At 70.1% G+C, this 14,875-nt stretch carries 15 protein-coding genes; 9 read left to right on the forward strand and 6 right to left on the reverse strand.

The window, feature by feature from the left end:
- Nucleotides 1-99: 99 nt before the first annotated feature.
- The 3 genes from NMN56_RS37150 to groL all read left to right on the forward strand — a co-directional run bounded on the left by NMN56_RS37150 (nt 100) and on the right by groL (nt 3,026).
- Nucleotides 100-375, forward strand: a complete 276-nt coding sequence (locus NMN56_RS37150) for a MoaD/ThiS family protein (protein WP_274044958.1) — start codon at nt 100-102, stop codon at nt 373-375.
- A gap of 409 nt (nt 376-784) precedes the next feature.
- Complete coding sequence (locus NMN56_RS37155) at nt 785-988, forward strand: cold-shock protein (RefSeq protein ID WP_016472377.1); 204 nt, start codon at nt 785-787, stop codon at nt 986-988.
- Nucleotides 989-1,397: 409 nt separating this feature from the next.
- The gene (gene groL / locus NMN56_RS37160; RefSeq protein ID WP_274044959.1) at nt 1,398-3,026 is read left to right on the forward strand and encodes a chaperonin GroEL; all 1,629 of its coding nucleotides are present in this window, start codon (nt 1,398-1,400) and stop codon (nt 3,024-3,026) included.
- A gap of 122 nt (nt 3,027-3,148) precedes the next feature.
- On the opposite strand, the gene NMN56_RS37165 is transcribed toward groL, so the two are convergent.
- Nucleotides 3,149-3,400 carry a type II toxin-antitoxin system RelE family toxin gene (locus NMN56_RS37165; protein WP_274044960.1) on the reverse strand — a complete coding sequence of 84 codons (252 nt, stop codon included), beginning with the start codon at nt 3,398-3,400 and terminating at the stop codon, nt 3,149-3,151.
- Entirely contained in the window at nt 3,397-3,651 is a 255-nt protein-coding gene (locus tag NMN56_RS37170) for a type II toxin-antitoxin system Phd/YefM family antitoxin (RefSeq protein WP_274044961.1), read from the reverse strand. The genes NMN56_RS37165 and NMN56_RS37170 overlap by 4 nt, the downstream gene beginning before the upstream one ends.
- A gap of 227 nt (nt 3,652-3,878) precedes the next feature.
- On the opposite strand from NMN56_RS37170, the gene NMN56_RS37175 reads away from it, so the two are divergent.
- The 6 genes from NMN56_RS37175 to NMN56_RS37200 all read left to right on the forward strand — a co-directional run bounded on the left by NMN56_RS37175 (nt 3,879) and on the right by NMN56_RS37200 (nt 10,315).
- Nucleotides 3,879-4,574: a sensor domain-containing protein gene (locus NMN56_RS37175; RefSeq protein ID WP_274044962.1), complete on the forward strand. Its 696-nt coding sequence runs from the start codon at nt 3,879-3,881 to the stop codon at nt 4,572-4,574.
- Nucleotides 4,575-4,794: 220 nt separating this feature from the next.
- Nucleotides 4,795-5,430, forward strand: a complete 636-nt coding sequence (locus NMN56_RS37180) for a sensor domain-containing protein (RefSeq protein WP_274044963.1) — start codon at nt 4,795-4,797, stop codon at nt 5,428-5,430.
- A gap of 182 nt (nt 5,431-5,612) precedes the next feature.
- Nucleotides 5,613-7,199 carry an alanine/glycine:cation symporter family protein gene (locus NMN56_RS37185; protein WP_274044964.1) on the forward strand — a complete coding sequence of 529 codons (1,587 nt, stop codon included), beginning with the start codon at nt 5,613-5,615 and terminating at the stop codon, nt 7,197-7,199.
- 37 nt (nt 7,200-7,236) lie between these two features.
- The gene (locus tag NMN56_RS37190; protein WP_274044965.1) at nt 7,237-8,070 is read left to right on the forward strand and encodes a MerR family transcriptional regulator; all 834 of its coding nucleotides are present in this window, start codon (nt 7,237-7,239) and stop codon (nt 8,068-8,070) included.
- A gap of 134 nt (nt 8,071-8,204) precedes the next feature.
- Nucleotides 8,205-8,804 carry a TetR/AcrR family transcriptional regulator gene (locus NMN56_RS37195; RefSeq protein WP_274044966.1) on the forward strand — a complete coding sequence of 200 codons (600 nt, stop codon included), beginning with the start codon at nt 8,205-8,207 and terminating at the stop codon, nt 8,802-8,804.
- Between the two features lie 275 nt (nt 8,805-9,079).
- Nucleotides 9,080-10,315: an MFS transporter gene (locus NMN56_RS37200; protein ID WP_274044967.1), complete on the forward strand. Its 1,236-nt coding sequence runs from the start codon at nt 9,080-9,082 to the stop codon at nt 10,313-10,315.
- Nucleotides 10,316-10,416: 101 nt separating this feature from the next.
- Here the strand turns inward: NMN56_RS37200 and NMN56_RS37205 are convergent, their stop codons facing one another.
- The 4 genes from NMN56_RS37205 to murQ form a co-directional block, all read right to left on the reverse strand.
- Nucleotides 10,417-11,217 carry an SGNH/GDSL hydrolase family protein gene (locus NMN56_RS37205; RefSeq protein ID WP_274044968.1) on the reverse strand — a complete coding sequence of 267 codons (801 nt, stop codon included), beginning with the start codon at nt 11,215-11,217 and terminating at the stop codon, nt 10,417-10,419.
- A gap of 141 nt (nt 11,218-11,358) precedes the next feature.
- Nucleotides 11,359-11,982 (reverse strand): Uma2 family endonuclease, encoded by a 624-nt coding sequence (locus NMN56_RS37210; RefSeq protein ID WP_274044969.1) that lies wholly within the window; start codon nt 11,980-11,982, stop codon nt 11,359-11,361.
- Between the two features lie 79 nt (nt 11,983-12,061).
- Entirely contained in the window at nt 12,062-13,582 is a 1,521-nt protein-coding gene (locus NMN56_RS37215; protein WP_274044970.1) for a PTS transporter subunit EIIC, read from the reverse strand.
- A 120-nt stretch (nt 13,583-13,702) separates the two neighbouring features.
- Nucleotides 13,703-14,713: an N-acetylmuramic acid 6-phosphate etherase gene (gene murQ, locus NMN56_RS37220; RefSeq protein WP_274044971.1), complete on the reverse strand. Its 1,011-nt coding sequence runs from the start codon at nt 14,711-14,713 to the stop codon at nt 13,703-13,705.
- Nucleotides 14,714-14,875: the final 162 nt, after the last annotated feature.

The raw sequence follows: 14,875 nt of genomic DNA on the forward strand, positions 1-14,875 counted from the left end.
CCCCTCTAGGACTCCCCCCGGCCGTATCCGGGCCTGGTCTTGAGTGGGCTGGGGCGGTGGAGTGGACGGGGCTCTCTCTCCTAGATAAGGAAGATCTACATGAGCGTGAATGTCCGAATCCCGACCATCCTGCGCACGTACACCGGCGGCCAGGCCGAGGTCTCGGCCGAGGGGGCGACCCTCGGTGACGTGCTCGCGGATCTGGAGAAGAACCACACCGGTATCGGCGCCCGCGTACTGGACGACACGGGCAAGCTGCGGCGGTTCGTGAATGTGTATGTGAACGATGACGATGTCCGGTTCGAGCAGGGGCTGGAGACGCCTACGCCGGACGGCGCCGGCATTTCGATCATCCCCGCCGTCGCGGGTGGCTGACTTTCCGGAGTGGCCTGAACGCGGTACGGAATCGCCCCTTCCAGCAGCATCCGGAAGGGGCGATTCCGCGTTCCGGAAGGCGGTAGAGTGACAGAAGTTCCCTCCTGCGCGTTTGCCGAACGCATATGAGATCCCGACGAGTTGGCGCCGAAATAGGCGCGTCAATTGTCGTGTTGCTCCTCCTATGCCGGGCCCGACTTGCCCCGCTCTCCCCGCAGTTGAGCTGATTTTTCCGATCGGGCGTGCCCAGAATTCTCGTCCGATTGACCTGTTGCAGAGGGCGTCCGTGCAGATACATTCAGCGGCGGTCGACGCGTTCCGGCGCACACCTCCGATTACTGGGGGTGAGGTCTGACCCGGGTTCGCGAAGTGCGGATCCGCGTAAGGGCCAGTAATAGGGGAGTTAGGAATGGCTCAGGGCACCGTCAAGTGGTTCAACGCGGAGAAGGGGTACGGCTTCATCGCGGTCGACGGTGGTGCGGACGTGTTCGTCCACTACAGCGCGATCCAGATGGACGGTTACCGCACCCTGGATGAAGGGCAGCGGGTCGAGTTCGAGATCTCGCAGGGTCAGAAGGGGCCGCAGGCGGACATGGTCCGCGTGACCGGCTGAGCGCCGGACTGCAGTAGAGAGCTTGGCAGGAGGGGCCGCATCCCACGGGATGCGGCCCCTCCCGCGTGCGCGTGCGCGCTGTCAGGGGCGTGGGGAACCGCGCGAGCGGGCCCTGCTCCCGCGGTCCGCGACGTACGGCAAGGGGCACGTCGTACCCGGTTCCGGGGTCTTGCGAGGCGGGGGTCGCGCCCGCCGCCGCTTGCACTCGACGGGGGTGAGTGCTAATTATGTGCGTTAGCACTCTCCGAGTGAGAGTGACAGAGATGGACCGGGTCGGTGAGGTCCGTGGACCGGGTGGGAAGGAACCGCCGGGCCCGCAGACCGTCCGTCGCGGGCGCCAGCGCGGTCCGGAGAAATCCAACCCTCCCCTTGCTGTGTGGCATGGGGGAATCCAGGGAGGACCCTTCACATGGCCAAGATCATCGCCTTTGACGAGGAGGCGCGGCGCGGCCTTGAGCGCGGCATGAATCAGCTCGCCGACGCCGTCAAGGTCACGCTCGGCCCCAAGGGCCGGAACGTCGTTCTGGAGAAGAAGTGGGGTGCCCCCACGATCACGAACGACGGTGTCTCGATCGCCAAGGAGATCGAGCTTGAGGACTCCTACGAGAAGATCGGCGCCGAGCTGGTCAAGGAGGTCGCCAAGAAGACGGACGACGTAGCCGGCGACGGCACGACGACCGCGACCGTCCTGGCCCAGGCGCTCGTCAAGGAAGGTCTGCGCAACGTCGCAGCGGGCGCCAACCCGATGGCACTCAAGCGCGGCATCGAGAAGGCCACTGAGGCCGTCTCCGGCGCCCTGCTGGAGCAGGCCAAGGACGTGGAGACCAAGGAGCAGATCGCCTCCACCGCCTCCATCTCCGCCGGCGACATCCAGATCGGCGAGCTGATCGCCGAGGCCATGGACAAGGTCGGCAAGGAAGGCGTCATCACCGTCGAGGAGTCGCAGACCTTCGGGCTTGAGCTGGAGCTCACCGAGGGCATGCGCTTCGACAAGGGCTACATCTCCGCCTACTTCGCCACCGACATGGAGCGGATGGAGGCGGAGCTTGAGGACCCGTACATCCTCATCGTCAACTCCAAGATCGGCAACGTGAAGGACCTCCTTCCGCTGCTGGAGAAGGTCATGCAGTCGGGCAAGCCGCTGCTGATCATCGCGGAGGACGTCGAGGGCGAGGCCCTGTCCACGCTGGTCGTCAACAAGATCCGCGGCACCTTCAAGTCCGTCGCCGTCAAGGCCCCGGGCTTCGGTGACCGCCGTAAGGCGATGCTGAACGACATCGCCATCCTCACCGGCGGTCAGGTCATCGCCGAAGAGGTCGGCCTCAAGCTGGAGAGCGCCGGTCTCGACCTGCTGGGCCGTGCCCGCAAGGTCCAGATCACCAAGGACGAGACCACCATCGTCGACGGTGCGGGCGACAGCGAGCAGGTCGCGGGCCGGGTCAACCAGATCCGTGCCGAGATCGAGAACAGCGACTCCGACTACGACCGCGAGAAGCTCCAGGAGCGTCTGGCGAAGCTCGCCGGTGGCGTGGCCGTCATCAAGGCGGGTGCCGCGACCGAGGTCGAGCTGAAGGAGCGCAAGCACCGCATCGAGGACGCGGTGCGCAACGCGAAGGCTGCCGTCGAGGAGGGCATCGTCGCCGGCGGTGGCGTCGCCCTGCTGCAGGCTTCCTCCGTCTTCGAGAAGCTGGAGCTGGAGGGCGACGAGGCCACCGGTGCCGCGGCCGTCAAGCTGGCTCTGGAGGCCCCGCTCAAGCAGATCGCGGTCAACGCCGGTCTTGAGGGTGGCGTCGTCGTGGAGAAGGTGCGCAACCTGACCCCGGGTCACGGTCTGAACGCCGCCACCGGCGAATACGTCGACATGATCGCCGAGGGCGTTCTCGACCCCGCCAAGGTGACGCGCTCCGCGCTGCAGAACGCCGCCTCCATCGCGGCGCTCTTCCTCACCACCGAGGCCGTCATCGCCGACAAGCCCGAGAAGGGTGGCGGCGGCGCCGACGCGGCTGCCGCCGGCGGCATGGGCGGCATGGACTTCTGAGCCGTCACCGAGCGCCGGAAACCATCCGGCGGCCGTGGCTCAGCCTCGTCCGAACCCGAGGGCGGGCACCCCATGTGGGTGCCCGCCCTCGGGCGTTGCTGGTTGCCGCCCTCGGGCAGCGCTCAGCCGATGCGGCCGATATGGATGATCACGACGGTGACGGTCGCGCCGTTGATCTCGTACAGCACGCGGTAGCGGCCTACGTGCATGCGGCGCAGGTCGCGGGAGCCGTACGGGGTCGTGCCCTCTGGGCGGGGGTCATCGGCCAGCAGGTCGACAGAGTCCATCAGTTGGCGAAGTCCGTCGGAGTCGTCCTTGAGGAACCGGGCCGCAGCGTCGATGGCGGGCTCGTCCCAGACGACCGTGTACGTCAAGCGCGGTCCAGCCCGAGCTGGGAGCGGACGTGCTCGTGCGGAACCGCCGTCGTGTCCTGCGCGTTCTGCCGGGCGCGGTACAGGGCGAGCGCGAGTGCGTCCTCAAGGTCGGCAAGCTCTTTGGGGCTGATGAGGACGGCGGCGGGCTCGCCGTGATCGGTGATGGTGATGCGCTCGTGCGCGTGCGAGGCGCGGCGCACCAAGGACCCGAACCGGGCGCGGGCTTCAGTGATCGGCAAGGTGTCACTCATGTAAGAAACTGTACACTTCTGTCGCCGCCCCGGCGCCGCGTTCGGTGTCCCGTGTGAGAGCTGATTCTGGGGGCCCGCCGGAACCTCGTCTTCTTCCGGTGGGGGCGGCGGTGTGCGGGTCCCCGGAGGCGGGGGTCGGCGCCACCGTCCGGGGTGTAGCTGGCACCACCTCGGGGAGGCAGGCCAGGCGGCTGGGGAACCGCAGGGCGCACGGACAGAGTTGGGGCATGACAACGGCGACGGCAGCGATGGACACAAAGGTGACGGGACCCGTGACGCAGAACCCGCATCCGGAGACGTACGACGCATACGGAGCGCACGGCTCGGGGGTGTCCGTGCGGAGGGGAACGCGGTTCGGCCGCCAGGTGGCGTATCTGCTCTCCGGGCTGCCGATCGGGATCGCCGCTTTCACCCTGGTGCTCACCGGGTTCTGCGCCGGCGCCCCCACCTTGATCCTGCTGCTGGGCCTGCCGGTACTGGCCGGCACGCTGGCCGTGGCACGGTACTTCGCGCGGATCGAGGCGGCGCAGATCGCGCTGGCGACCGGGCGCCCGCTGCCGCCGGAGGCGGAGCGCCCGCAGCGCGGTGGCTGGGGGCTGCTGGCGGACGCGCAGGGGTGGCGGGACCTGGTGCACGCGATCGTGGCGTTCCCCGTGCGGGTGGTGACGTTCGCGCTCACCCTGGTGTGGACGGTCGGCGCCTTGGGCGGACTCACGTACGGGCTGTGGGCCTGGACGCTCCCGCATGGCGAGAACGACGGCTGGATGGAGCTGGCGTTCGGCTGGACCGGCACCGGTGCCGACATCATGGGCAACGCTGTGGTGGGGCTCTTCTTCCTCCTCACGGTGGTGCCGCTGGTACGCGGACTCACTCTGACCCAGGCGGGACTCGGCCGGGTCATGCTGCGCGGGGGCACGCTGTAGGCGGGGGAGAACGCGTGTGCGTCGGGGGAGCGACGCGAGCGCGTCGGGGGAGCGAGGAAGTGCGCCGGGTGGCTGTCGCCGCCCGGCGCGTACGTATGCCCTTTCGTCGCCTGCCCCGCGCCGAGGGGGTTTTCGGCTCCGGGTGGGTGCATCTAGGTGCACCCTCAGCTGGTGGGTCAGGCGGCTGGGTGGGCGCGTGGTGAAGGGGGATCGTAGAGGCATGACAACGACACAGGCGCGCATGCAGCCGGGTGCCTACGGGGCGCCCGTTCGCACTACGGGACGGCTCGGACGCGAGATGGGGTATCTCCTGTCGGGACTGCCGCTGGGGATCGCCGGGTTCGTGTGCGCGGTGACGGGGTTCGCGCTCGGGGTCGGAACGCTGGTGATCGTGCTGGGGCTGCCCGTTCTGGCGGGCGCGCTGAGCGTGGCGCGGTACTTCGCGCGGGTCGAGGCCGAGCAGATCGCTTACACGACGGGGCGTCCGCTGCCGCCGCTCAAGGAGCATGCGGCTGCGGGGCGTTGGAGCGCGCTGCGGGACCCGCAGGCGTGGCGCGATCTGCTGCACGCCGTGGTGGGCTTCCCGGTACGGATCGCGGCCTTCGCGGTGGCGCTGGTCTGGATGGCCGGCGGGCTCGGCGGGCTGACGTACGGGCTGTGGTCGTGGTCGGTCCCGCGCGACGGGCACGACGGGCTGATCGACGTGGCCTTCGGTGTCTCAGGCACGGGGCCCGACATCGCGCTCAACACCGCCTTCGGCGTCGTTCTGCTGGCGACCACGGTGCCGGTGGTGCGCGGGCTCACCGCGATGCGCGTCGGCCTGGCGCGTGTGCTGCTGCGGGACGGTGCGCTGTAGGAGTCCTGTAGGAGTTCTGGCGGGGAGCCCGGTGGGGAGAGCGTCCGGCATGTGAGATACGGCATGCCGGGCGTTCGTGCGTGCGGGGTCCTGGCGCGAGTAATCTACGCAGGATTTTGCCGTGAACCTGTTCTTCCGGTTGTTGTCGACGACACCAGCCGCGCCGACTCCGAGAGCACCGCGTGGACTCCCTCAACTCCTTCATCCTCGACGTCAACGACGTCTTCTGGGCCTACTGCCTCATACCCCTGGTCGTAGGTGCCGCGCTGTACTTCACCTTCCGTTCCCGCGCCGTGCAGATACGGCTGCTGCCCGAGATGTTCCGGGTGCTGGGCGACAAGGCGCAGACGGGCCCCGACGGGCGGAAGCAGGTCTCCGCCTTCGGGGCCTTCACCATCTCCGCAGCCGCCCGGGTCGGCACGGGCAACATCGCCGGTGTCGCGGCGGCCATCACTGCCGGTGGTGCGGGCGCGGTCTTCTGGATGTGGGTGATGGCGCTGCTGGGTGCCTCGTCCGCGTTCGTGGAGTCGGCGCTCGCGCAGCTCTACAAGGTGCGTAACAAGGACAGGGAAGGCAACGACGCAGGCACCTACCGTGGCGGGCCCGCCTACTACATGCAGCGCGGGCTCGGTAAGCGCTGGGTGGGCGTGATCTTCGCCGTCGTCATCACCCTGACCTTCGGCTTCACCTTCAACGCCGTCCAGTCCAACACCATCACCTCGGTCGCGCAGGGCTCCTTCGGCGACTCGTTCCCCGCTCTGGGCGCCGGCGTGGGCCTGGTGGTGCTGCTCGGCGCGGTGATCTTCGGCGGCGTGCGCAGGATCGCGACCGTGACCTCCGTGATCGTGCCCGTGATGGCAGTGCTCTACCTGCTGCTCGGCGCGACCGTCGTCGTCCTCAACATCGGTGACGTGCCCCGCGTGTTCGCCGACATCGTGGGCGGCGCGTTCGGCTTCCGCGAGGTCGCGGGCGGCGCGATCGGTGCGGCGATCCAGCAGGGCATCAGGCGCGGCATGTTCTCCAACGAGGCGGGGCTCGGCTCGGCCCCCAACGCGGCGGCGACGGCCGAGGTCACCCACCCTGTCAAGCAGGGCCTCGTACAGACGCTCGGGGTCTTCTTCGACACGCTGCTGATCTGCTCGATGACCGCGTTCATCATCCTCACCTCCAACCCCTCGCTCTCCGGCAGGGCGGGTGCCGACCTCACGCAGCAGGCGATGACCGACACCCTGGGCGGCTGGGCGGGCCATGTGCTGACCCTCGTCGTCTTCCTGCTCGCCTTCTCCACCCTGATCGGGAACTACTACTACGGCGAGTCCAACATCCGCTTCATGACGGGCAACCGCTGGGTGCTCCCCGGCTACCGCGTGCTCGTGCTCGTGGCCGTCTTCGGGGGCGCGCTCGGCTCGGTCGACGTCGTCTGGAACCTCGCCGACGTCTTCATGGGCGGCATGGCCCTGGTCAACCTCCTCGCGATCCTGCCGCTCTCGGCCATCGCCTGGCGGCTCCTGGAGGACTACCTCGCCCAGCGCCGCCAGGGCCTCGACCCGGTCTTCACCCGCGACCGCGTCCCCGGCCTGCCGGGCGAGATCGAGTGCTGGGAAGCGGCGGCGGTCCCCGGCCCCGCCACGGCTTCCGGCAAGGCCGCGAAGCCGGGTACCGGCGCGAAGCCGGGCACGGCAGGGAAGTTGGGCACGGCAGGGAAGTCGGGCAAGGCCGCGAAGCCGGGTACGAACGCGCAGCAGGAGGACGCGTCTCGCGAGAGTTGACTCTCACACCGTGTGAGGCCGTGCAGTAGGAGACGTCATGTTCACCATCGGAGCGTTCGCCACACACGGCAGCGTGTCGGTACGGATGCTGCGGCACTACGACGCCGTGGGGCTGCTGCGCCCCGCCCGGGTAGATGCCGTCAGCGGCTACCGCTACTACGCCGCCGAGCAGCTGGCACGGCTGAATCGGATCATCGCGCTCAAGGAACTCGGCTTCACGCTGGAGCAGGTACGGGCGATCCTCGACGAGCAGGTCGACGTCGGGGAGTTGCGCGGCATGCTGCGGCTGCGGGAGGCGGAGCTGGAGGCGGCGATGGCGCAGGACGCCGCCCGGCTGGCGCAGGTGGGCGAGCGGCTCCGGATGATCGAGAGCGAGGGACGTATGAGTTCCGAAGATGTAGTGGTCAAGCGGCTTCCGGCGGTACGGGTGGCGGAGCTGTCGGGCACGGCCGACCGCGCCGAACCGGAGTCGATCGGCCCGGTCATCGGGCCGCTGTACGGCGAACTGTTCCCGCGCCTGGAGCGCGCCGAGGTCACGCCCGCCGGGCTGGGACTGGCGTACTACGAGGACGGCTCGCAGGGCGAGGACAGCGTGCTGGTCCACGCCGCCGTACAGGTGGGAGCCGAGGCGCCGCCTCATGCGGGGGCGTACGACTTCCAGCTCGTCGACCTGCCCGAGGTCCCGGTCGCCGCGACGCTCGTGCACCGGGGCCCGATGGAAGGGGTCATGGCCTCACTCCAGGTGCTCGCCCGCTGGATCGAGGCCAACGGCTACCGCTCGCTGGGCTACCCGCGCGAACTCCAGATCTCGTGCGAGGGCGGCCCCGAGCACTGGGTGACGGAGCTGCAGGAGCCGGTCGCACGAGTGTGAGGGGTCCTCGTGCCTGAGTGATACGGGCAGGAGCCGCGAGGCTGCCGGGGCCGGCGCCCGATGGGTGCGCCGGCCCCGGCGGTCTTCCCGACCGTATTGGAACGAGCAGTTCATAACGTGCTACGCTGCTCCGCATGGCCCGACCGCGACTGTTCGACGAGGAACGGGCCCTGGACGCGGCGATGCACGCCTTCTGGGTGAACGGCTACGAGGCCACCTCGACCCAGGACCTGTGCGAAGCCACCGGCCTGGGCCGCAGCAGCATCTACAACACCTTCCACAGCAAGCACGACCTCTTCCGGCGTGCGCTCGCCCGCTACACCGAGTCCATGACCGGGCAACAGCTCGCCATCCTGGAGGAGGCCGGGCGCGGGCCGCTGGAGCGTATCGAGGCGCTCTTCGCGCGGGTCGTCCAGCAGGAGTTCGAGAGCCGCGGTGACGGGCGCAGCATCGGGTGTCTGACCGTCAACACCGTGGTGGAGATGGCGGGCCGTGACCCCGAGGCCGACCGGCTGCTGGAGCGGGACCTGGAACGGCGGCTCGACGCGTTCAGGGCCGTGATGGAGGAGGGGCAGCGCGCCGGTGTGATCACCACCGGCCGGGACGCCCACGCGCTCGCGCACTTCCTGAACGCCGTCATCGGCGGGATGCGGGTCTCGGGGCAGAGCGGCGCCGACCGCGCCACGCTGGAGGCCGTCGCCGCGACGACCGTCGACGCGCTGCGGGGGCGCTGACGCGGCGCCGGCGCCGGGGAGGGCGCTGACCTCGTAAGTCCCCGTACCGCGCGCTTCGTTGGCGCCCCGAACGCTCCTCGTGTGAAAGCTGCCGCGCGGGTTCCGTGCCCGGGCGGCCCTCTTCTTGGGCGAGTTCTGTACTGATCTTTCCATAACTGACCTGTCCATCACCACGCCACCCATGACCACGCCACCCCATCCATGACCACGCCGCGCCACCCATAGCCGCGCCATCCATGTCCACCCATGAGCTTCCACGTCCCAGGAGCGACACCGTGCCAGCAGCCATCTACATCCTCGCGCTGGGGATTTTTTCCATGGTCACCAGCGAATTCCTCGTAGCCGGTCTCATGCCGCAGATCTCCGAGGGGCTGGATGTCACCATCCCCCAGGTCGGCTATCTGATCACCGCGTTCGCCGCCGCCATGGCCTTCGGCGGACCGTTCCTCACGACGGCGCTGCTGCGGATGCCGCCCAAGCGGGCGCTGATGCTGCTCTTCGCCGTCTTCCTCGTCGGCAACGTCATGGCGGCCACGGCGCCGGTCTACGCGGTGCTGCTCGCCGCGCGCCTGATCGGCGGCACTGCCGCCGCCGCCTTCCTCGGTACCGCCATCTCGCTCAGCATGCGCATGGTGGCCCCCGAACAGCGCGGGCGTGCCGTGTCCGTCGCACTCAACGGGCTGATGCTGGGCACGCTGCTCGGCCTGCCGCTCTCGACGTTCATCGGCGAACGGCTCGGCTGGCGCGCGGCGTTCTGGACGGTGAGCGCGGTCACCGTCGTGGCCGCGCTGGTGACCCTCGTACGGGTGCCGCGCATGGAGCCCGCTCCGCCCGCGAAGGCGGGCGGCGGGATACGGGCCGAGCTGGGTGTCTTCCGCAGCCCGCGGCTGTGGCTCGTGCTGTCGACCAGCACCCTGATCATCGGCGCCACGTTCTCGGCGTTCAGCTACTTCAACCCGATCCTGACCGAGATCACCGGCTTCGCCACAGGCAGCGTGCCGCTCCTGCTGGTCGCCTACGGTGCGGCCACGCTCGTCGGCAACGTCGTCGTCGGCCGCCTCGCCGACCGCTACACGCTCCCCGTACTGATGACCGGCCTCGCATTCAACGGGCTCTTCCTCGCCGGCTTCGCCCTGTGGGCCGAACTTCCGGTGCCCACGCTGCTGTTCATGCTCGGCATCGGCCTCGTCGGCGTCACCATGAACCCCGCCATGGCGGCACGCGTACAGAAAGCGGCCAACACGGGTCCGCTGGTCAACACCGTGCACTCCTCGTTCATCACCCTCGGCATCATCATCGGCTCAGCACTGGGCGGCGCCGCGATCCCCCACTTCGGCCTGCTGGCCCCGGTGTGGATCGGGGTGGCGATGGCCGTACTCGGTATCGGCACGCTCGTACCGGACGTGCTGCGCGGCCGGAAGGCGGCGGGGTCGGGGCCGGTGTCTCCGTCGCCTGTGGCGGACCTGCCGGACGCCGACCGGGAGTTGGCCACGGTGCCCGCACGTTCCTGACGGGCCTCGCTTCGCCACTCCCCCGACGCTCTGGCGCCAACCCTGCTGCTCACAGCAGAACGGGCCCGCCGCTGAGTCAGTGGCGGGCCCGTTCGTGCGGGTCAGTCGGCTCCGGGCCCCGCGGTGGCCAGGACGGGGGTGAGGGTGGGGCGCTTGGCGTCGCGGCCTGTGCCGGAGGAGATGCCGCGGAGGCGGCGTACGAGCCAGGGGGCCAGGAAGGTGGCCGCCCAGTTCAGCTCCGTACGGGCGGTCTGCCAGGGGCCGCGGGGCGGGAGTGCCGGCAGGGGCAGGGCCCAGGAGTCGTCGCTGCCGGGGAGGCGCAGCGCGCGGGCGAAAGCGGCGGCGGAGCGGCCGTGGCCGAGCGGTGAGAGGTGCAGCCGGTCCGGGCTCCACAGGCGCGGATCGACGGTGACCGCGTGCGCCGCGGTGTCCACGACGGTGACGCCGTGCCGCGCAGCGGCCTCGCGGACAAGGGCGTTGAGGTCGGAGGCGCGGGAGGCGATCAGCCGGCCGATGGGCGCGATCTTCCCGATGTCGGGAAAGGTGAGCGTGACCACGTGCGTACCGGCGGCGGTGAGCGCGGCGAACGTCGCCTCCAGGTGCCCGGCGACCTCGGTCACGTCGTAGCGGGGCCGGAGGAAGTCGTTGACCCCGGCGACGACGGTCGCCAGGTCGGGGTCGAGGTCGAGCGCTGCCGGCAGTTGCCGCTCGTGCACATGCGCGGCGCCGCAGCCGCGTACGGCCAGGTTGGCGTAGCGCAACCCGGGTGAAGCGGCGGCCAGTTGCTCCGCGAGCCGGTCGGCGAACCCCCGGTACCCGGACGGCTCGTCCCCGTCCCCGATCCCCTCGGTGGTGCTGTCGCCCAGCGCGACATAGCGCTGATACTCGACGTTGTGCGGCACGGTCGGTCTCCCTCGTACGCGGAACTCCGGCGATCCGCCGGCGCCGGGGCGGTGTGCGGACCAGAAGAACGGTCCCTTTGGTCCGCAGCCGCTCCCCTCAGTCTCCCGGACGCCTCCCGGGGGCGGCCACTTCCTGGCCGTTCACCCTGCGGGCCGGGTCGGGAGGGTCAGGTCGATGTCGATCGGGCAGGGCGTCGAGACCTTCAGCCGGTCGCGGTGGATGCCCGTGACGGCGTACTTCCGTGTAGCGGGCTCCAGTTCGAAGACGTAGACGACGGCGCGGTCCGCTTCGTCCTTCTCCACCCGCCAGAAGTGCGGGATGCCCGCCGCCGCGTACTTCGCCGGCTTCGTCTCGCGGTCGCGTGCCTCCGAGTCGGGAGAGACGACCTCGACGGCGAGCAGCACGTCCTCGGGGCGGTAGGTGGTCTGGCTCATGCTGCGGACGGCTTCCGCGCCGACGAGAATGAGGTCGGGTTCCGGTCGGTCCCGGCTGTTGAGTGTGACCGTCATCTGGCGGATGACTTCCCTCCGCGCTGGTGCCTGGGACATCAGGGCCCGCATGAGCGCATCGACCATGCACATGTGGAAGCGGTCCTGCGGACTCGCCACCACCAGGCTGCCGTCGATCAGTTGGGTGTGGGACGGAAGGCCCGGGAGCCGGTCCAGGTCTTCGGAGGTGTAGCCGCCCACGGGCGGACGGGGCCACTCGCAACCCGGGTGGCAGTACGGGCAGTGTGCCGGTTCGGCGGTCTCAGTCGTTGTCACGGCCCGACTCTCGTCGGCCGGGTCGCATGGCGGGGCCACCACAGGAGAGGTTTCCGTCGAACGGGTGGCCCCGGTGCGCTCACACCTCCGCCGGGCGCGGTTCCTTGGTGGGGGTCGGGGTGGTGGGGTCGGGCTGGTCCGGGGTGGGGGCGGGGGAAGTCGCCGGTTCGGGTTCTGAGTTGAGGTCCAGGAGCATCTGGCGGCTGAAGCCGAAGAAGTAGGTGGCGAGGAAGCCCATGAGGTAGCCGGCCGCCAGGCCGAGGGCGTAGATGGCGGCGATGGCGCCGAGGCCCTGGTTGCCCTTGAGCAGGGGGAAGAGTGCCCAGCCCGAGGGGCCGATGGCGGTGGAGCCCACGGACGTGCCGAGCTGGTAGAAGAGGCCGACGACCCCGCCGCCGAAGGCCCCGCCCACGCAGGCCGTGATGAACGGGCGGCCCAGCGGCAGCGAGACGCCGTAGATCAGGGGTTCGCCCACGCCCAGGAAGCCGGCCGGGAGGGCGGAGCGGATCGTCTTGCGGATCGAGGTGTTGCGCCGCAGCCGGAGGTAGATGGCGATCGCGGCGCCGACCTGGCCGGCGCCGGCCATGGCGAGGATGGGCAGCAGGACCGTGAAGCCGTTCTGCTCGATCAGGGTCGTGTGGATCGGGATCAGCGCCTGGTGCAGGCCGAGCATGACGAGCGGCAGGAACAGCCCGCCGAGTACGAAGCCCGCAGCCGCACCGCCGTGCTGGAGCAGCCAGTTGGAGAGGTGGCCGATGCCGGTGGCCAGCTCGCCGCACACGTACATCAGCCCGAACAGCGTCACCAGGCCCGCGACCAGCACCGTCACCGTCGGTGTGACCAGCACGTCGACGGCGGCGGGGACGAAGCGGCGGCAGCCCTTCTCGACGTAGACCGCCAGCAGCGCGGCGAACAGCGCGCCCAGCACGCCTCCCTGGCCCGGCGCCAGCTTCTCCCCGAAGGCGGAGACGTCGGCGACGCCCGGGAAGACGATCACGGCGGCAGCCGCGCCGCCCAGCACGGGTGTGCCCCCGAACTCCTTCGCGGTGTTGAGCCCGACGAACACCGCGATCAGCGACATGAAGCCGGTCGCGATGGCGGTCAGCGCGGGGGTGAGGGAGGGCAGCCAGCCCAGGTTGGTGAGCAGGCCGTTGATGCCGGCGACGATGCCGCAGCCGATCAGCGCGGGGATCAGCGGCACGAAGATGTTCGCGATGCGGCGCAGCATCAGCTTCACCGGTGTCGCGTTCCGCTCCTTGCGCGCCGCGCGGATCGCCTCGCCCTCGGCGGCCAGTTCCTCGGCCGTCTTGGGCGGCCCCGCCTGGACCAGGGCCTCGAACTCGGGGGTGACGCGCGCGACCTTCCCCGGGCCGAGCACGATCTGGTACGTGTCGTCTTCGACCACGCCCAGTACGTCGGGCAGCGCCTTGAGCGGCTCGTCCTGGACGAGGGAGCGGTCGGCGAGGCCGAGCCGCATACGGGTCATGCAGTGGGTGACGGAGGTGACGTTCGAGGCACCTCCCACGAGGGGCAGGATCGCCTCGGCGATCTCACGGTTCGGGTTGGCGCCCTGGGGGGCTTCCGTGCTGTCTTTGCTCATGGTGCTGTCGCTCTTCTTTGAGGGGTGCCATGGTGCGGACGGGTGTGCGGAGGAGTGTGCGGACGCATACGACGGACGGGTGCGGGAGTGCGCCCGGGCGGGAGTGCCCGGACGCGCGGCTCAGTGGCGGCCGGCGGCTGAGGTGAGGGCCGCGCGCAGGTGTCCGTGCGACGCGGTGAGCAGTGCGGCGGCCTGCGGCCCGTCGACGCCGCCGAGGATGACGAGGATCGCGTCCTTGACCTCGCCGTCGGTCGCGGACAGCGCGGCCTCGATCTCGTGGTCCGGTGCGCCCGTCGCCAGCGCGACGATGCGCCGTGAACGGGCCCGCAGCTTCTCGTTGGAGGCGCGGACGTCGACCATCAGATTCCCGTACGTCTTGCCGAGCCGGATCATCGTGATCGTGGACAGCATGTTCAGTACGAGCTTCTGGGCCGTACCGGCCTTCAACCGGGTGGAGCCGGTCAGCAGTTCGGGGCCGACGACGACCTCGATGCCGTGCTCGGCGGCGGCGGCGAGCGCCGAGTCCGCGTTGCAGGCGAGCCCGATGGTGAGGGCGCCGCGCACCGTACGGGCGTGTTCGACGGCCCCGACGGCGTACGGCGTACGGCCGGAGGCGGAGATCCCGACGACCGTGTCGTCGGCCGTCAGACCCACAGCGTCCAGGTCGGCCGCCGCCATCTCGGGGCTGTCCTCGGCGCCCTCGACGGAGGTCACCATCGCGCCGGGGCCACCCGCGATCAGCCCGGTGACCTGCCCCGGTTCGGTGTTGAACGTGGGCGGGCACTCGCTCGCGTCCAGGACGCCCATACGGCCGGCCGTTCCCGCGCCGACGTAGAGCAACCTGCCGCCCCTGGCCATCCGTTCGGCAACGGCGTCGATCGCGGCGGCGATACGGGGGAGCTGCGCGGCGACCGCGGTGGGAACGGTCGCGTCCTCACCGTTCATGATCCTGGCGATCTCCACCGTCGGCAGCTGGTCGATCTCCGCCAGCTCGCTGCGGTACTGCTCGGTCGTCAGCGTCTCCAGCTGCGTACGGAGCTGGTCATACGAAGCTGAGGGTGCTGCGGGTGTGGAGCGGTTTGAGGCGGCGGAGGGTGCCGGGGGAGTGGATGAGGGGGTGGAGGGGGTCATGGAGGTGCGGCTTTCTCTGCGCGAGGGTGCCCGTACGGGGGTGCTCCGTACGGCGAAGGGTGAAGGAGCGCGGGGCGGAGGGGTTCGGGACTCGGGCCGGAGGATTCCCGGCGCTGCGGCGCCGGTACCGGTGGTGGGTGGGGTGCGTTGGGGTGCGGTGGG

This window comes from Streptomyces iconiensis (assembly GCF_028657195.3).
Taxonomy (GTDB): Bacteria; Actinomycetota; Actinomycetes; order Streptomycetales; family Streptomycetaceae; genus Streptomyces; species Streptomyces iconiensis.